This window comes from Bdellovibrio bacteriovorus HD100 (genome assembly GCF_000196175.1).
GTDB lineage: Bacteria > Bdellovibrionota > Bdellovibrionia > Bdellovibrionales > Bdellovibrionaceae > Bdellovibrio > Bdellovibrio bacteriovorus.
In genome coordinates, this window is sequence record NC_005363.1 from 1,543,334 (window position 1) to 1,562,281 (window position 18,948).

General features: G+C 51.5%; 11 protein-coding genes. 7 read left to right on the forward strand and 4 right to left on the reverse strand.

All coding sequences use genetic code 11. From position 1 onward, the window contains the following. The first annotated feature begins 4 nt into the window (after nt 1-4). The 3 genes from BD_RS07330 (at nt 5) to BD_RS07345 (ending at nt 2,823) form a co-directional block, all read left to right on the forward strand. Nucleotides 5-586: a c-type cytochrome gene (locus BD_RS07330; RefSeq protein WP_011164090.1), complete on the forward strand. Its 582-nt coding sequence runs from the start codon at nt 5-7 to the stop codon at nt 584-586. A 7-nt stretch (nt 587-593) separates the two neighbouring features. Beyond that, nucleotides 594-1,796 carry a hypothetical protein gene (locus BD_RS07335; protein WP_011164091.1) on the forward strand — a complete coding sequence of 401 codons (1,203 nt, stop codon included), beginning with the start codon at nt 594-596 and terminating at the stop codon, nt 1,794-1,796. A 460-nt stretch (nt 1,797-2,256) separates the two neighbouring features. Next, nucleotides 2,257-2,823 (forward strand): hypothetical protein, encoded by a 567-nt coding sequence (locus BD_RS07345; RefSeq protein ID WP_011164093.1) that lies wholly within the window; start codon nt 2,257-2,259, stop codon nt 2,821-2,823. Between the two features lie 81 nt (nt 2,824-2,904). Here BD_RS07345 and BD_RS07350 read toward each other — a convergent pair whose 3' ends face one another. Further along, a complete protein-coding gene (locus tag BD_RS07350) occupies nt 2,905-3,234 on the reverse strand; it encodes a hypothetical protein (RefSeq protein ID WP_011164094.1) in 330 nt (109 codons plus the stop codon). Nucleotides 3,235-3,415: 181 nt separating this feature from the next. Here BD_RS07350 and BD_RS07355 point away from each other — a divergent pair, with 181 nt between their 5' ends. The 4 genes from BD_RS07355 (at nt 3,416) to dtd (ending at nt 7,541) form a co-directional block, all read left to right on the forward strand. Continuing rightward, nucleotides 3,416-4,108 (forward strand): PilZ domain-containing protein, encoded by a 693-nt coding sequence (locus BD_RS07355; protein ID WP_011164095.1) that lies wholly within the window; start codon nt 3,416-3,418, stop codon nt 4,106-4,108. 124 nt (nt 4,109-4,232) lie between these two features. Beyond that, a complete protein-coding gene (gene thrS / locus BD_RS07360) occupies nt 4,233-6,203 on the forward strand; it encodes a threonine--tRNA ligase (RefSeq protein ID WP_011164096.1) in 1,971 nt (656 codons plus the stop codon). 150 nt (nt 6,204-6,353) lie between these two features. Further along, complete coding sequence (gene infC, locus BD_RS07365) at nt 6,354-6,950, forward strand: translation initiation factor IF-3 (RefSeq protein WP_038448920.1); 597 nt, start codon at nt 6,354-6,356, stop codon at nt 6,948-6,950. Nucleotides 6,951-7,103: 153 nt separating this feature from the next. Continuing rightward, nucleotides 7,104-7,541, forward strand: a complete 438-nt coding sequence (gene dtd / locus BD_RS07370; protein ID WP_011164098.1) for a D-aminoacyl-tRNA deacylase — start codon at nt 7,104-7,106, stop codon at nt 7,539-7,541. Nucleotide 7,542: 1 nt separating this feature from the next. On the opposite strand, the gene BD_RS07375 is transcribed toward dtd, so the two are convergent. The 3 genes from BD_RS07375 to BD_RS07385 form a co-directional block, all read right to left on the reverse strand. Next, the gene (locus tag BD_RS07375) at nt 7,543-9,030 is read right to left on the reverse strand and encodes an acetyl-CoA hydrolase/transferase family protein (protein WP_011164099.1); all 1,488 of its coding nucleotides are present in this window, start codon (nt 9,028-9,030) and stop codon (nt 7,543-7,545) included. Between the two features lie 98 nt (nt 9,031-9,128). Next, complete coding sequence (locus BD_RS07380) at nt 9,129-10,151, reverse strand: alpha/beta hydrolase (protein WP_011164100.1); 1,023 nt, start codon at nt 10,149-10,151, stop codon at nt 9,129-9,131. 31 nt (nt 10,152-10,182) lie between these two features. Next, entirely contained in the window at nt 10,183-18,669 is an 8,487-nt protein-coding gene (locus tag BD_RS07385; protein WP_011164101.1) for a CUB domain-containing protein, read from the reverse strand. Between the last annotated feature and the right edge of the window lie 279 nt (nt 18,670-18,948).

Here is an 18,948-nt window from a genome sequence, read left to right on the forward strand (position 1 = left end):
TAAGATGAGAAACATCGTGAATATTTCAATGGGTGTTGCAGCAGCGGGATTGGCTGTTCTGGCGTTGTCCAGCTGCGGTCCTCGTGGCAACAAGCCGAATGTGGAATTGATCCAGGATATGATGGTGACTCCGGCCGTGAAGGCTCAGTCCTACGATGCGGATGCTCCTCATCACCGTGGTATGCGTGTTCCTCCGGAAGGGACAGCTCCGGTTGGTTTTGAACCGTACCAGTATGCTACCGACGTGGAAGCAGCTTCCAAGAATCTGAAAAATCCACTGGCTGGTAAAATGGACGAAGAGACTTTGATCGTAGGTCAGAAATTCTACGAGACCAACTGTGCTCTTTGTCATGGTTACAAAGGTGAAGGCGGTGAGGCTGCGAAGTCCACCATCTCTGCAAAAATGGCTTTGAAGCCGCCTGCAGTTGTGAGCGACAAGGTTAAAGGCTGGACCGATGGTCACCTTTATCATGTGATCACAGTGGGTCAGGGTGTGATGGGTCCTTATGCTTCCCACATTCCTCAGCAGTACCGCTGGCAGGTTGTTAACTATATCCGCTTCCTAGAGAAGCAAGAAGCTAAGTAGGTTGTAAATGGGCGCAAGCAATCATCATGTGAATCTGCATGTATCGAAATTTGAAGCTCCAGCGAAATTGAAAACGCTGAGCTTCGCCCTGATCGCGATCGGTCTTTTGACTTTCGTGATCGGTCTTATGAAAAATCAGGACAGATTGTGGACTTCTTATCTGGTGTCCTATTTCTACTTCTCTTGCCTGGCCTTGAGTGGTTTGTTCTGGATCGTTATCAACAACGTGGCTAAAGCCGGCTGGTCCGTGTCCATCCGTCGTTATGCTGAAGCAACTACGTCCTTCCTTCCGGCGATTCTAATCGGTGGTTTGGTTCTGTTGGTTGGTTTCAAGCACCTTTACCCTTGGGCGAACCCAGAGGTGGTGGCTGCAAATCCGGTGATCGCGGCGAAAACCGGCTACCTGAACATGGGTGGCTTCGTGATTCGTCTGTTCATCTTTGCGGTCGGCTGCATGATCTTCCGTCATGTGATCGTGGGCAACTCTTTGAAACAGGACAAGTCCGGTGACGAGTCTTTGACGACGAAGTCTGTGGCTCCGTCTGTTGGTTTCATCGTGTTCTACGCTTTGATGTTCTCTTTGTTCTGCGTGGATCTGTTGATGTCCTTGCTGCCAACTTGGTATTCCACCATCTTTGGTATCTATGGCTTCTCTGGTATGTTCCAGGCGGGCATGGCATTCCTGGCGATCGTTATCGTTTTGATGAGACGCTCTGGTTTGGTTAAAGGTTATGTGACTGAAGAGCACCAGCACGACGTGGTGAAATACCTTAAAGGTTTCTCCATTTTCTGGGCTTACATTGCGTTCTCTCAGTTCATGTTGATCTGGTACGCTAACATCCCTGAGGAAACTGAGTACTACATCGCGCGTGCTCAAGGCGGCTGGATGAGCATCTCCATGGCTCTTCTGATCTTCCGTTTCGTGGTTCCGTTCCTGGCACTTTTGCCTCGTGGAATGAAACGCAACGACAACAACGTGTTGTTGATCTCTGTCTTGGTATTGGTAATGCAATACGTGGACATCTACTGGATGGTTTACCCGAACTTCTTCGACGGTCACGTGACCTTCGGATTCTGGGAAATCGGCATCTTCGCTGGTTTCGCGGGTGCGTTCCTTCTGACAATCATGTCCTTCTGGTCTAAGCACTCTTTGGTTCCGTTGAAAGACCCAAGAATGCACGAAGCGCTGAACCACCACGTTGCTTACTAAGTAGCACGTGGTCGGCTGACGGAGTGGGGGCCATGGCCCTCAAAACGCTCAGACAGTCCTCGCACAAAGGGAGCCTATCTTGGCTCCCTTTTTTTATTCTATTTACTCTTCTGATTACTACGGCAGGTTTTTCGGGTGCTGCGGAACTCGGTTTTGAGGACCAAGGCCCCCACTCCGCCAGCCTCCTGGCTCTTATTCAGCACCGGGTGTTTCATCGCCGCCTCGAAGACGTTTGGCTGTTTCGCCTTTGGCGAAAGGCGCCCGGCCCGAATAGCTACAGCGTGCTGGCGCCGCTGGTCGCCCGTTGGCGGAGGGAGGGGTATCTTTAAAAGGTGCCTGGTGATTTTTTACGTCTACGGTGTGTCATTGGTGGGGTTCTGGACCTGTATTTTGGCCTTATTTGGCGTCTTTAGTTGTTTCTGTTTTCCATTGGCACATCCTTGGGCTGTGTGGAGGACGTATGAGAAACTTGCTCTCTGTGCTTGTGATCTTGTTGCTCTTAACGACGGTGGATTCGCTGGCGGTGCCGGTGAATGTTGCCGACAAAACTCAGCAGTTGGTGGATCAGTTTTATGCTGCCAAAGACCTTTGGGTCTCTATCTTGGGGAATCCTCCAAGGCCTTTGCCGCCTGAGGAATATCCGCCGGATTCTCCTAACAACCCTGGCAATCCGCCACCGAACCGGCCTCCGAATTGTCCTCCGGACGGTGGTGGTGGAGGGGGAGGTTTTCCCGGGCGTTGTGTAGAGGCTGTGTGCAAGCAGCTTAGCCGCTTTGAATGTGACGACAAGGACGATATGTATGAAGTCACCCGGGCTTGTCGCAATGTCAGTGGGCCTTGTGTGACCAGCTTGTGCAGTCGCATGTCGCGTTTTTCCTGTGATGAAAAGGTCGAGGTCTTTGAGGTGGCGGGGTTGTGCCGGGGGTTGGTGGATATTTCCTGCATCGACTATGTGTGCTCGCGGCTGTCGCGCTTTGACTGTGACGAGATGTCAGAGTTGAGGCAAGTCGCCCAGCAGTGCAGGTAAGTGCTGTTTTGAAGGATTTAAATTATAAAACGACCGATTTCAGGCCGGTCGTTTTGTTTTTTAGGGGTTTACGCTGAAGGGTTACTTTTTCATTGTGTCTGAAGCATCCTTTGCGGCATCGACGGCGGCATCTTTGCCTTCCTCCATGCGATTGCCGGCTTTTCTTGCGGCGCACTTCATATCACCTTCCATGCATGTGGCTTCCTCAATTCGATTCATGCCTTGCTTGGCTGTTCTTTTGGCTTTGCGGGCGGCTTTTTTGGTTCCGACTTCGGCGTCTTTATAGACTTCCTTGGTCTTGTCGCCGGCTTTTTCCATTTTTGTTGCGGCCTTGTCGGTCATGCTTTCTTCGGCGGTTGCCAGGGACGTCATAGCCAGAAATGCCACGCTTGCCATAAAAACTGATTTCATTGAGGTCTCCTTTAATAGATTGTTGAATTTCATGAGTATTGTTCAAAGATAGTTATTTGTATTTTAATTCAGGTAAATCAGTAATTTAACAATGTTGTTTAAAGCATTCTATACGACTGTCCACGTGCTATACGGTGATCTCAAATATAGACGCGTTTGATCCGCGGGCTTCCGTTTTGCAATGAAGTCCTTCATGCCCAATGAGCGTTTTAAGGACCTTATTTATCTCAGTTCGAGCCAGCATTTGCCTTTGTATCTGCAAAGACTGCGGGGCGTGCGCTGGTATCGGTCGCGAAGTGCGGCTGAACTTAAGGAAACACTTCAATCTTCTAAAGGGGATCTTCACGTGATCATTCGCACCGAAAACCTCAGTCTGCGCGCGGTTCAGGCCTTCTTGAGCTGGAGTCATTCCCAGGTAAAGGCGTCGTTTATTTTTATCGCTCAACATATTGAAAACTCTGTACATCAACTTATTCTGAATCGCCCGGACATCCTTGTTCTGCGGGAGTCTGAGCGCGAAAGAATAGAACAGCTCGTGACGCGTCGCCTAAATGGAGAGAGCTTAAAGAGCCGCAAACAGGATCGCATGGCTGTCAGTTCTCCGGTGATGTTAAAGAAGTCCGTGATGGCGGAAAGTTCGCCGACCGGGGCCTGGGTTCAGTTTCTGCGTGAAGGGCACATGGTGGACTTTTCCCAAGGCGGGGCACAGATCTCCCTGGGGCAGGAGCAGGTCCAGAAAAAGGACTTTATCAGCCTGATGTACAAGAACCAGCATGGCGTCTGGGTGTCAGTGGAATCTCAGGTCCGCTGGGTCGCCAGTTCCCCAGAAGGTGAGCAGATTATTGGTGTGCAATTTCTTGCGGTGAGTGCTTGACCCCTTGAGGGTGGGGGATTACTACTAATGTGATGCAAATGCATAATTATTCATCACATTTTCAAACCAGTACGGCGCATTCTGCGACGACCCTTTCTGACTCCGGCCAAGCCGGAGTGCAAGCATGCTAATGTCACAAATTACAATTATTTTGCCGGATAACTCTACGAAGGTTTTTGACCATGAACCGACAGCGCTGGAAGTGGCGATGTCCATTGGCCCTCGCTTGGCCAAAGAAACTCTGGGTGCAAAACTGAACGGATCAACTGAAATCTCTGATCTTCGCACCGTTTTGAAAGATCAAACGAAGGTGGCCCTGGTCACCACAAAATCTCCTGAATCAGTTGAGGTTGTTCGTCACTCCTGCGCGCATATCATGGCCCAGGCGATTCAGGACATCTGGCCTGAAGTGAAAGTGACTATCGGTCCGGTGATCGACAATGGTTTCTATTACGATTTTGATTCTCCGTTTGCCTTCACGGAAGAGCACTTCGAGAAAATCGAAAAGAAGATGTCTGAGATCGTATCCAAGGATCTGCCAATTCATCGTGAAGACTGGCCGATTCAAAAAGCGATCGAGACCTTCAAGGGCATGAACGAACGCTTTAAAGTTGAGTTGATCGAGGACCTGGCTAAAAAAGGCGAGACCACTGTTGGCATCTACTTTAACGGCACCAGCTGGTTTGATCTGTGCCGCGGTCCTCATATCCAATCCACAGGCCAGATCAAAGCGTTCAAACTTTTGAGCGTGGCGGGGGCTTACTGGAGAGGCGACGAGAAAAACGCCCAGCTTCAGCGCGTGTATGCGACAGCGTTCAACGACAAGAAAGATCTGGAAACATATCTTCACAATATCGAAGAAGCCAAAAAACGCGACCACCGTAAACTGGGTAAAGAACTGGGCATGTTCTATTTCAACGAACTGGCTCCGGGTTCTCCATTCTTCACGGGCAAGGGTGCGACGGTTTACAACTCTTTGCAGACTTATCTGCGTGAGCTGTACTTCGAAACAGGTTACCAGGAAGTGATCACGCCGCAGATCTTTGACGTGAACCTGTTCCATACGTCCGGTCACTATCAGAACTACAAAGAAAACATGTTCTTCACCAAAGTGGATGAGCGTGATTTTGCTTCCAAACCAATGAACTGTCCTTCTCACTGCTTGCTTTATAACTCTGAGAAGTATTCTTACCGTGATCTGCCTATCAAAATGGCGGACTTTGGTCGTTTGCACCGTTATGAAAAATCGGGTGCCATGCACGGTTTGACTCGTGTGCGTACGTTCTGTCAGGACGACGCGCACATCTTCTGCCGCATGGATCAGTTGCAGGAAGAAATCGCCAAGTTCATGAACCTGCTGAATCGTGTTTACGACAAGCTGGGCATGGGCAATTACAAGATCTTCCTTTCCACTCGTCCGGACAACCGTATGGGCAGTGAGGAATACTGGGATATGGCAGAGGGCGCCTTGGCGGAAGCCTTGAAATCCCTGAATTTGCCATTTGAGCTGAATCCAGGGGACGGGGCCTTCTATGGACCTAAGTTGGATATCATGTTCGTCGATGCATTGAATCGTCCTTGGCAGTTGGGTACACTTCAAGTGGATCCAAATCTTCCGCAGGCGTTTGATTTGAAATACACGGGCGAGGACAACAAGGAGCACCGTCCAGTGATGCTTCATCGTGCGATCCTGGGCTCTTTGGAGCGCTTTATCGGCGTTTACCTGGAGCACACGGCAGGTCACCTGCCACCGTGGATGATGCCAGTGCAAGTGGCGATCCTGAATGTGACGGACCGTGTGAACTCGTTCTGCGAAGAGTTGCAAAACTCTTTGAAAGGACACAGTGTTCGCGTTGAGTTTGACCGCCGTAACGAGAAGTTGAATTATAAAATCCGTGAGGCGCAGCTTCAGAAGATTCCATACATGATTATTGTGGGGGATAAAGAGGCTGAATCCAGAACGGTTTCATTGCGTTTGAGAGACGGTTCAGAACACAAAGGTCTGACTGTGGATCAGGTGATGAATTTGATTACGACAGATATTAAAACAAGAAGTTTGCAGAGCTCTCTTGCGAAGTCTGCAACGACAAACTAGACGGCGCACTTAAGCGACGCTAGAATTTAACTTAAATTACTCCGGCGAAGCCGGAGTGTAAGCCAGTGGAGGTTTACCATTAGCAAGTTTGAAGGTAATTTTAGAGGTGGCGGTCGCTTTGATCGCAACAAAAAAGACTCTAAAGACTCATTGAGAGTCAACCGCGAGATTCGCGCGCAACAGATCCGTGTTATCGATGATGAAGGTAACATGCTGGGCGTGATGACAGTTCCTGAGGCGTTACGCATTGCTGAAGATAGAGGCCTCGATCTTCTTGAGATTGCTCCAACAGCAACTCCTCCCACTTGTAAAATCATGGATTACGGCAAGTGGAAGTACGAGAATAAGAAAAAAGCCACTGCGGCTCGTAAAAAACAGACTGTTGTGACAATCAAAGAAATCCAGATGCGTCCTCGCACGGATCAGCATGACTTTGAAACCAAGATGAACCACGCCCGCCGCTTCCTTCTGGAAGGCGACAAGGTGAAGGTTTCCTTGCGTTTCATGGGTCGTGAAATGGCCCACCAGGAATTGGGTATGGACGTGATGAAAAAGTGCATCGCTTTCGTTGATGATCTGGCGCTGGTTGAATCTCAGCCGAAGATGGAAGGTAAGAACATGTTCCTGATGCTGGGTCCAGACCCGCTCAAGATCAAAGAATACCAGAAACTTCACCCGAACAAGTCCAAGCAAGACACCAAAGAACTTGCTGAGCTTGAAGAGGTCGAAGAAGACGACGAAGAGTAAAAGGTACCTCTGCCGTACCCTCCGCAGGAGGGCCCCCGGCAGTTTTTCCGAAGCGCTGCGTCGAACCAGTAAGCTGATACAATTTGTTCAATAAAACCCACGTTGAAGAATGTGGGTTTTGTTTTTTTAGAATCTGATTTATCAGGAGCCCCTATGAAAGCCGTAGTGCAAAGAGTTCAGAATGCCTCCGTTGTTGTGGATGGAAAGTTGGTTTCCTCCATCGATAAAGGCTATTTGACGTTGTTGGGGGTTGCCAAGGGCGACAGTGAAGAACAACTGCAAAAGCTGATGACCAAGATCCTTGCTTTAAGAATATTCCCGGATGAAACCGGGAAGATGAACCTGTCCCTGAAAGACGTGGGCGGGCAGCACCTGATCGTGTCGCAGTTCACTTTGCTGGGGGATGCCTCCAAAGGCAATCGTCCCAGCTTCATCGGAGCAGAACTTCCGGATCGCGCCAAAGAACTTTATGAAAAGGCTCTGGTGCTCAGCGAATCTCAAGGCGTAAAAACCCAAGGCGGTATATTCGGGGCCGACATGAAGGTCAGTCTGCTGAATGACGGCCCGGTGACGTTGTTGCTGGAAGTATAGTTTATTTCATGCTGCCTGTGTCCTGCAGCTTCTGATGCCAGGACAGGGCTTTGCTTAGCACGTGAGGGGTCTGACCGCCACGAGCCAGGGCTTCTTGATAGTACTCATTCAAAGCATCCCGGAACTCGGGATGACAGCAGTTTTGAATGATGACCTTGGCGCGCTCACGCGGCGCCAGTCCACGCAAATCCGCCAATCCCTGATCTGTGACAAGAATGTCGACGTCGTGCTCATTGCTGTCCACGTGCGAAGCCATCGGCACCACGTGTGAAATGGTGTTGTTCTTGGAAGCCGCCTGAGTCACAAAAATACTCATGTAAGAGTTTCGGGCAAAGTCCCCGGAACCACCAATCCCATTCATCATTTTTGATCCGGCAATATGGGTCGAGTTGACGTTGCCATAGATATCAAATTCGATGGCGGTGTTGATTGCGATCAGCCCCAGACGGCGGATGACTTCGGCCGCGTTACTGATGTTCTGTGGTCTGAGCAGAATTTTGCCACGGTACTTTTCCAGATTGGCAAAAAACTTTTCATAGCAGCTTTGCGAAACCGCCAAAGAGCAGGCTGAAGCAAAAGTCATTTTGCCAGAATCAATCAGTTCAAAGGTGCTGTCTTGCAGGACTTCCGAATACATCGTCAGATTTTCAAACTGCCCGTGAACAAAGCCGCTTAAAACCGCGTTGGCCACTTTGCCGATGCCGGCCTGAAGCGGGTGCAGGGACGGAGTCATGCGGCCCATTTTGATTTCGTGATTGAAGAAATCCATGAGGTGACCGGCAATGGCGCTGGTTTTTGTGTCGGGTGCGACCAGTTCTGCCGGGCTGTCTTTGGCATCAGAAAAGACAATGCCGATCACTTTTTCAGGATCCATTGGCATGGTATCAGTGCCGATGATCGATCCGGCATCCGTCACCGGAATGATCGAGCGGTGCGGGGAAAGGCCGGTATAGAAAATGTCGTGGAAGCCACGAATTTCAAGTGGGATCGTGACGTTGACTTCCAGTATGATGTGTTTGGCGTGCTGGGCATAAGCCAGATTGTTGCCAACGGAGGTTGTGGGCAGGACGTGACCATTTTCCAGAACCTGCGCCACCTCCAGCACGGCAATATCCACCGGAGGCAGGAAGCCGTTTGCCAGTAAGTCGGCAGTTTCACCCAAGTGCTGATCGACGAACATAACCTCGCCGGAGTTAATGCTGTTTCTGAGAATGGGATCGGCCTGAAAAGGCAGTCGGCGCGAAAGCGCTTTGGCTTCGGCCAGGCGGCCGTCAATGCCGTGGCCCAGGGAAGCTCCGGTCATCAGTGTGATTTTCAGTGGATCTACAGAGGCTCGCTGTGCCAGAGCTTTCAGCACGACTTTGCTGTCGCCACCTTTGGTGAAGCCGCTGGCGCCGACGACCATTCCATCTTTGATGAAGGCGGCCGCCTCTTGGGCGGTCATGATTTTTTTGCTTAGTTCGCTGTGTTTAACTCTTTCAGGGTGCATAATATCACTCACTTCCAACATCATCTCTTAAAGTACAACGTTGGAAGAGGAGAGACTAAAAATCAAGGGCTCCGATGAATTGACACTCAGTGCTTTTCTTATCTCCGCCATTGGGTGGAGAGCCAGCGCCAAACTTCAATTCGTCTTTCACCAATATCAAAATGGTTCCCATCGAATTCAATATAATCGTGAGTGATGCTATTTTTTTTGAACAGTTCAGAAATCTGCCGACATCCATACTGCAGATGGAAGTTGTCTTTGTTGCCGACATCCAGATAGACCGCAGAGTTTTTCAAAGCACTCAAGCGCTGCGGCAAAAAGTGCAGCGGATCTTTTTCCAGAATCGTTTTCCACACGGCAGAGTTTTTTGTGCCGTCTTTTTCTAGCGGGAAGTGGAAGTCGCCATGCTCGCCCTTCGGTGCATAACAAGCCGCCATGCCGAAAGCATTTAAAAGTGTGTGCCAGTTGCGCATCTTTGTCAGTCTGCCATTGCGCAGTTCTTCCAGGGCTTTCAGTCCTGACTGATATTTTTCCCACAGAGGGGCCGTCTGGTAGAATTCTGAAAGCAGGCTGGCTTCAAAGAAAGAGTCCGGAGCAATCGCCGCAATCACACCAAAGACCTCGGGATACTTAGATCCCAGGTGAAGGGCACCATAGCCGCCGCTGGATCCACCAGTCACACACCAGTCTGACTTTTGGTCAGAAACCGTGAAGTGCTTTTTCACTGCCGGGATCAGCTCCTGCATAATATAATCTTCGTAATTTCCCACCGCGCTGGAATTGATGAACTGGGATCCGCCCCAAGTGGTCAGGGCATCGACAAAGACATAGAGCGCCTGCGGAGCTTCACCACGGGCCGCAGCTTCATTGATGATTTGCACCGGGTTCTTTTCGTTGAATTTGCCATTGAAGTTAAAAGGGGCGTTGCTGGTAAAGCCGCTTAAAATCACCACCACTGGCCACGGACCTGGCACATGTGGGACCAGCACCGGGTTGAAGCGGGTGGCTGGATCCTGCAGCGGGTTTGATCTCAGAATCGAGCTTTCGATTTTTAAAGTCTCGATTTTGAATTGTGGGGTTTCATAGGAACGGTAATTGGGCAGAACTTCATGGTTAATCATGTATGAAATTCTGCCACGTTCACAAGTCAGGTCAATAGCCTTGCCACTTGTGTATGAATGTTGGCGTGTAGATGATCTTGGTAATTCCGCTGCCGATAGTCATCAAAACGGCAGAATCTACATAGCCGAAGTTTCCGCCGTAAGCGCGACCCACGCAGCGCACTTCGCCAGACGTGGCTTTAGCGCACGTGGACGAGTTCGCAGCCCACACTTTGGTGTATGTGTTGGCGCCATCCACCACCATTGGGCTCATATAGACCGTGTGGCCTCCCGTATATTGGGGCGCTGCCAGTCCGGAATAGGTCGCATTACCCCAGCATTTGATTTGTCCGGCGGTGATGCCGCAAGTATGGCCCGACGCCATGGAAATATCCGAATAATCAGCCGAAGCATCAATCGCAGTCGGGGTGTAACGGCTTGCGCTTGTTCCATCCCCCAGTTGCCCAAGGAAGTTGGCTCCCCAGCATTTCAGCTTGTTGGCAGAGGTGATGCCGCAGCTGTTGAAAGACCCCGTGGCGATCTTCGTATAAGTGACGCCAGAATCCACCACATCTGGAAGATAATAGGCAGAGGTGCCGCTGGCTTTGGCGATCTGGCCCTGAGTGTTACTACCCCAGCACTTCAATACGCCCGCGGTTGTTCGACCACAGGTGTGAGACATACCCATTTCGACGTCGCTATAGCTGACGCCACTGTCGACGACAGTGAATCCGGTGCGGGCCGTGGTGTCTCCCAGTCCCAGGCGGCCGTTGTCATTGTTGCCGGCGCATTTCAGGACTCCAGTGGTGGTGATGCCGCAGGTCGCATGATTAAATGAAACCACTTTCGTATAGGTGGTGGTGCTGTCTGCCACGGTCGGAGTATGAACAGTTGCACTGACGGCTGAGGCTTCGCCCAGTTCGCCGTAGTTGTTGATACCCCAGCACTTCATCTGTCCCGCACTGGTGATGGCGCAGAAGTCATGAGATCTGCGGGTGTGGATGTAGCTGTAATTCGTGCTTGGATCAATCATCACCGGGGCTGGGCGACGTGCATCGGTTTGAGAGCCGTCACCAAAAGGACCTTCCGTCGCTTTCATCGAGCCCCAGCAGTAAAGTTTGTTGGAGGATATTCCACAAGTTCCTGAATAGTGGTCGTCAATGGCATCAGCGCCAAAGACGGAAAGCGTGTCAAAGGTCCACTCGGACGCTTTGGTCATTTTCTCTGCATACTGATGGCGGGCATTACCACTTCCATAGCTGTAGGAACTTTGTGGGGAGGTGTCGCCCAGCAGATTCCCCCAGCACTTCAAGGCGCCGGTCAGTGTGATGCCGCAGGCACGGGACCCAGAGGTCTGAATTGCTGCATAGGTTGTACCCGCATCCGATGTGGCCGGGACGTACTGCATGTTGGAAGTTCCGTTCCCCAGCTGTATCAGTGAATTGACGCCCCAGCATTGCAAAACATCATTGGATGTGATGGCACAGGTGAAACCACGGGCTGTTGCGATATTACCGTCATCATTCACGGAAACAGTTTTGTAAACCTCTGAGCCCGAGACGGAAACCGGAGTTGTCCTTGTTGTGACACCATTGTCACCAACCTGACCATAGTTGTTCGTACCCCAGCACTTCAGATTGTTGGTCAGAGTGATACCGCAGGCATGTTTTGATCCGATAGCCACGGACTTGTAGGATTCGGCGGCGTCAATGGCCGTCGGAACTCCACGGGCTGTTGCTGACCCATCACCCAGTTGATAGTTAACGTTGCTGCCCCAGCAGAACAGCTTGTCGTCACTGCGAATAGCGCAGGTGGAGCGGGAGCCGGCATGGACAAATTTGTAAGAGTTGGCATTGTCCACGTCAGTCGGTGACGTGCGTAGGGTGGTATCATTCACACCCAACTGGCCATAGTCGTTTTTGCCCCAGCACTTCAGCTTGTTGGCCGTCGTGATGGCGCAAGAGTGATAGTCTCCGGATGTGACGGAAAGATACGTCGTCGTGTTGTCCACGTGCAGTGGCGACCATTGATTCCCCGTGGTTCCGCCGCCAGCTTGACCGTCGCTGCTGTTACCCCAGCAGAACAGGCGGTTGTCCAGAGTGACGGTGCAAGTGTGGAATTCACCGGTTGAAACACTTCGGTAGCCAGTCACACCTGCAATGTTGATGACGAACGGAGAAGCCTTGAAGTCGCTCACCGAACCATCAATCTGGCGGTACATGTTTGTACCCCAGCATCGAAGGGACGAGTCTTCCATGATCGCGCACTGGTGGCCGCGGGCCATGGAAAGCTGGGAGGCTTTCAGATTCTTTTCATCATCCGCAATAAAGTACTGTGTCTGATAGTTGTCGCCCATTGTCGCCAGTGGCGAATCGGTGTGGGTGAAGTGCAGATTCAATAATTTTTCGCCTTCCACCAGGCTGTTGTCCGGGAAGTTGACAGTGATTGTGGCGGTCGTGGAGCCCGCCGGGAAAGTGATAAAACCTGAGCTCAGGTCATGGTGGTCCGGATTCACGGCATCCCCGGTGACCTTGTAATAGGTGGTCACATCATAGCTTTTTGCCGGAGTCAGGCTGACATTGATTGTTCGGGGGCCCGAACCCTCCTGAACCCGATTCATTCTTGTGCTGGTGATGTTAACAGCAGAAATGGAATCCTTAGTCCACGTGACAGAAACCGCATCGGCCGCCGCCTGGAATAAGTTTGTGGCATCACCACCAAGCACACACAACGTCACCGGTCCATTTGGCAAAGCCGAAATATTGTCGGTGATGTTGGTGGAAGTGTTGTAAGCCGCCGAGTATGTTGCAGCAGCACAAGTGCCGGAAGTGATGATCGCCTTTTTATACTGAGTCACACGGAACCCAGAGACAGTCACATTCAAAGTCGACGTTGTTGAAGTGCCGACCGGATATCCTGTCAGCGTTGGAGTCGGAGGTGGATAAGGCGTGCTGATTTCCCACGTACTGACCGCGTTACCGATGGTGACAGTGGCTGTGTTGGTTTGGGCGTTGGCGGCAGGGGAGGTCATGCGCAACTGGATGACTTGACCGCTAGAAACTGCAACAGACCCACCCCAGTAGCTTCCCGTGGTGATATTGCGAATCTGCGCATCTGCTCCCGTGACTGTGGCGATGGCGGTTTGATTCAGGGAACTGATGGTTGTATTGGCTGTGGCGTAGCGGGTGTTCAAAGCCGCATTATGAATTTTCGCAAAAGTCGGTGGAGTTGTCAGGATGGGGCCTGGATTTCCCCAATAGGCAACCCAGCCGTCACGAATGGCGCTTCCGTCACTGGTGAACTTGATTGTCATTTTACCGGAGTTGGCAGTTTGTGTTGCTGGAATGTTGGTTCCGCTCACCTGATTCAGCAGCAGAGTTCCAGCTGTTGTCCCGTCATAGACACTCAGTTTGTCCCAGGAGGCTTCAGTGTTAAAGGCCATGAAGGTCAGGCTGATCGGAGCGCCCGTGTTGATTTCAAACTGACAGTTTTCATTGTTCTGGTACTGGCCGCTGGCGCCGCCGGAGTCATAAATGAAGCCGGTGGTGGCGGTCGTGGCGGTCGCTGAACACATTGAAGAGAAGTTTTGTACGTTGAAGCGATCCCATTGATATTCCGTTGGGTGCCAGAGGGCCTGCCAGGTTCCATTGGTGTGTTTACCCAGGATACAGAGTTTCAGTCTTTCGTTTGCAAAGGCGCTAAGATCAGCAGTGATATTGGATGAAATGGCTGTTTCAGATCCATATCCGGTTGCAACAGTACAGTCCGTGGTTGCGGATGTTCCAAGTTTGTATTTGTAAGATACGACATTGGTGCCCCCCACCGTGGCATCCAGAGTGGTCGTGCTGTTGTTGGAAGCCGGCACATTGCTGGCCGTGGCGACTACAAATGGGTAACCTTCGATAACCAGATTTTTTCTTCCGGCCAGGGAATTTGCCGAACCAATAGCTGGTAGCGTGGCGGTGGCATTGCTGCCCATGGCATCCTTAATGGAAGCGGCATTGGTTAATGTGGTTGATGAATAGTCCAGGTCCGCAGCACTGTGTTCATAGGCCACGGTGTAACGGAAGATCAGCTCTGTGGATCCACTGCCGCTCAGATATGTGGCTGTCACGCCGGAACCGGCAGCCAAGGTCATGACCGGGTTCGTACCCAGAACCGTGACTGGTTTTGTGAAAACAACCTGAATGTCGATGTTGTCGCCCGGCTTATAAGTGCCATCAGGATTTGTGGCAGTAACATGAGTCACGGTTGTTGGCAGCAGTGGAGTCGCCACCATCCAGTAATAACTGGCATCGCCGGCGCGAACATGGGCCAGTCGGTATTGGTCTGTCGCATTTGGTGAAGTCATGCGGACTTCAACCGCATCTCCAGGATTCACAAGCACAGAACTTGAGAAGTCGGAAGAGGTTGTGACATTGCGAATTTCCGAGTCATAACCTGAAACCGAGATCACAGTGGCTGTGCTAAGGCCATAGGCAGCTGCAACACGGCTGTAAACGGTATTCACGGTCGCATTTGTTACGTTAGTAAGGGTCATGGTGGGCGTCAGATTAGGGGCTCCTCCCCATACCAGAATCACACCAGCACCCACCACGGAGCCGTCACTTTTGAATTCAGCATAAAGAGTGCCGGAGGTTGAGTTGACAGCCGTGTTGGTGACGGTGCCGGCCACTGGGCCCAAAATCACGGATCCAGCAGCTCCCGTTTCACGCAGTCTCAGGAAATCATAGCTGATGTTGTTTTCAGTGTCGTAGCTAACAGTGGCGGAAATCGCCGCACCTGTATTGATCGAGAAATAGCAGTTGGCAATAGTTTCATTGTCGCTGTAGTTGGCGGTCGGCCCGCCGGAGTCATACAGACGCCCTTTGGGAGCCGTCGAGGACTTGACGGTTCCGCACAGATTGAAGGATGGCAGATTTTCAACATAGTGCCATTGCGCCTGTGTGACGGCGAAAGCCTTTTGCCATTTTCCTGTGCTGTCTTTACCCAGAACGCAGATTTTCAGGAACGAATATTTCGGATGCGCACTGATGGTGTCCGTAATAGGGGTCGCCACCGGAATTTCAGCTGAATAATCCGTGTATGTGGAGCAGTCGACAGATCCGGACAATCCCAGTTTGTATTTATAAGAAACGACATCCAAACCCGACACAGTGATGTTAAGAGTGTCGCTGGAGTCCGCTCCCATCGGTGTGTTGCTTAAAATGGCTTTGGCCAGAGGACTTGAGTAAGCTTCCACGGCGATATTTTTGGTTCCTGCCAAAGAATTCGCCGTTCCCGGGGCCGGAAGTGTCAGGGTGGCGTTATTGCTAAGTGCATCCCTCATTGTTCCGCCGTTCAAGGCAAGGGCGGTCGTGCTGGTGTAATCTAGATCCGGGGTTTCATCACCGGTCTGAACGACATAGGTGAACAGAAGCTGGGTTGTGCCGGAGCCGCTGGAATAGTTGACCACTCGGTCGGTCGTGCCAGTTTCAAGGGTCAGTTGCGGAGTTCCGGTGACGGTTACATTTTCATCAAACGTCACACGAACCTGCACGGACTGACCCGGACCATACACGCCATCAGCGGTGGTGGCATCCACAGTCAGGATGACTGGGCCTTGAGTATCCCTTGTCCAAGTCGCCTGGGATGTTGCCGTGGACCAGTTGCCTGCAGTGTCGCGACCAAAGACGCAGAGCTTATAGGCCCCTTGCTCCGTCAGTGTGTCGGTGATTTTTGTGGCTACGGGAATATCGCTTCCGGTGTAAGCGGTACTGTTTGTGCAGACCTCGGTGCCGCCCGGAACAACTATAAAGTAACGATAGTGAGTGATATCCGTGCCGCCGACAGTGATGTTTAGTGTGCTGGTGGAGTTGGTTCCTGTCGGAGCCCCCGTGATTGTCGCAGCTCCCGGGGATTGGGTGTCTTTCGGATAAGTTGATGATGCTGTGGCATTGTTGCCGCTGACTCGGCTGTGAGAGGCGACCACTGTGAATGGAGTGCCAGAAGTATCGGCCAAAGAACTGAAGTCCAAAGAAGCTGTCCACGAACCCGTGGTGCAAGTTGCAGATCCGGTCACTCCGGCGTGACCAGTGACGGTCAGGTTGACCAAACGACCGTTTTCAGAACAGGCGCCGGAAAGGTTCAATGCTGTCTGATTCAATGAATTGATAAAGGTCCCGGCCACCGGAGAAGTCAGCGTGACCGTCGGTGAAACGGAATCATGAATGATGGAATCAAACGCGCAGTCAGATTCATTCCCGGCCACATCGCGGACTTTGAAATAAATCGTATTGGTATTGTTGGCTGTCGGCAGTGTCCAGGACTTGCTGGCATTGTAGGTTTCCCAGGTGCCGCCATTCAGGCACAGAGCCGTGTTTGTGGCATACATCTGAACGCCGTCAGTGGTGGTGCTTGCAAGTGTGGCGCTGAGACTGGTGGCGTAGGCATCATTATTGTTAATGACAAAGCTGTCCACTGTCGGAACCACTGTGTCTTTGGCAAAGACTTTCGTGACCGTCGGGGCCGTCGCGCCGCTGGCGCGTGAGTGATTCAGAGTGAACGTCAGATCCCCTTGGGCTGAAGTGCTAAGATCCAAAGTTTTAGTCCAGGCGCCACTGGAACATGTTGCTGTTGTGGCAGACTGACCGGTCACAGAAATTTCAACCGGGCGGCCATCCTCAGAACAGGCGCCGGAAATCACAAAGGCTGAAACATTGGCAAGATTCACAAAGCTGCCATCGGCCGGGGAGGCCAAAGACAGTGACGGCACCGTGCTGTTGTGAGTGATGCTGTCATCGTAACAAACAGAAGAGTTGCCTGCGGCATCTCTGAATTTAACGGAAACAGTGTTCAGGGCGTCAGCCGTTGGCAGCGTCCATGATTTTCCTGTGGCAAAGGATTCCCAAGTACCACCCGTAGCGCAACCTGCGGTGTTGGTGACATACATTTCCGCCGCATCCGCACTTGTCAGTCCCAGGGAAACAGCAAGGTCATTCGTTGTGGCTGATCCTGAATTAATGCTCAGGGTTCCCGTCGGAGCCTGTGTATCTTTGTTGTAGGTTGGCGAGTTTGCGGTGTTGGAGTTTCCAGCAACGTCATTCAAGGAAGCCGTCAGCTGGAATGTTCCCTGTGGAAGGGCGCTCAGATCCAGGATCGCGGAAAAGGCTGAGCCTGTACAGATTGTCGTTCCGGTGAATCCACCCGGACCAGAAAAGTTCACAGATCGGTTGTTTTCAGAACAGGTGCCACTGACCGTGAACGCGTTCACATTGTCGGAATTGATGATAGTGCCGGAAACAGGAAGTGTGAAAGCCAGAGTCGGAGCGACATTGTCATGAAGAATATCATCGCTGACACACGGGGATTCGTTACCCAGGCTGTCGCGGAATTTCGCATACACCGTGTTTGTGGCATTGCTGTTTGTCAGAGTCCAAGGGGCTGCTGCATTGTAGGCGACCCAGCTTCCTCCGGTACAAGCAGCCACCGAACTCAGATACATCTCTGCGGCATCAGTGACCGAGCTGTTCAGAGTTGCACTCAGCGTATTCGTTGCCGCATCGCCGTTATTCAGAGCCAAAGAGTTCACCGCAGGCCCCGTGACATCGCGGCTGACGGTGGATGTGGCTGTGCGCGTATTTGCGACGGGGTCCGTGTGAGTTGCTGATACCACAACCGACGTACCTGATAGCGAGCTAAGGTTCATTGACGTTGAATAGGTTCCGCCAGAACAGACGACTTCGGCGCTCACGGCTCCTGCGGTGACGGAAACATTATGGCCTGTTTCAGAACAGGTGCCGCTGACTGTGTAAGCATTTTGATTCACAGAGGTGATGGTGGACAGGGCATTCAGAGTGATCGTCGGAGGCACCACGTCTTTGGTGATAGCCAGACGGTACTCCTTCGGTGTGCCGCCAGGGGCAGTGACAGTGGCGATCAAGTCGCCGCTGTACAAGTTTGGCAAAGAGCTGAAATCCAGATTCTGTGTCCACTGACGGTCACTGCAGGTGAAGGTCAGCAAAGGTGTCGCCGCTGCGGAAAACTCGATCGAGGATCCCAGCAGGCAGGTTCCTTTGAAGGGGGCAGCCGTCACGTTGCCTTCATTGATAATGGACTGAGAAAGGCTTTCGATGGAAAAGGCGCCAAAATAGGTGATGGGGTTCGAACAAGATGAAGAAGCAACGCTGCCGTCTTTAGACAGGACGAAGACCTTGAAAGTGTACTCGACGCCATCTTCGGGAGTGAAGGTCGGAAGGTGAGATGTTTCAGCGGGACCGACGTTGGCTACCGGCAGAATCGGGGTGGCGCAAGAGTCACCTCGGAAATAGAGAACCTGCTGTTCTTTGATGTCGGCTTTTTCAGGAAGAATCCACTCGGCCTTTAGCAGACCCTGCTGCCCCAGGGAATCGCTGCTCCATTTCAGGGTGGTGGGGGTGGAGTTTTCAGCAGCGATTTGCAGTTCCAGAGAACACCCGGCCAAAACCATCAGGGAAAAGGAAAGAAGAAGCCTTTTCGCCTGTTGGGTTAGGTAGATGGTGTTAAGAAACGTACAATTCATAGAAGGTTCTTCGGGTTTCCGTGAATGAAACTAAATCCCCAGTTTGGGGGAAAATGTTCAATAAACTCTTGGAAACACCAGCCTTTCCACTGGGTCCTCGCGGAAATAGGGCTGTTTTCGGGGGCAATTAAAATGCGGTAATGACCGCGATTTCGCGAGTATAATATGAGAATATCTCTTAAATGGAGCTAAAACCACTAAGTCCTCAAAAAGCTTGATTTCCCCCACCTTTCACCCTAAAACAGTGAGTCCGTATTTACGACTGTCTAAGGCAATGGT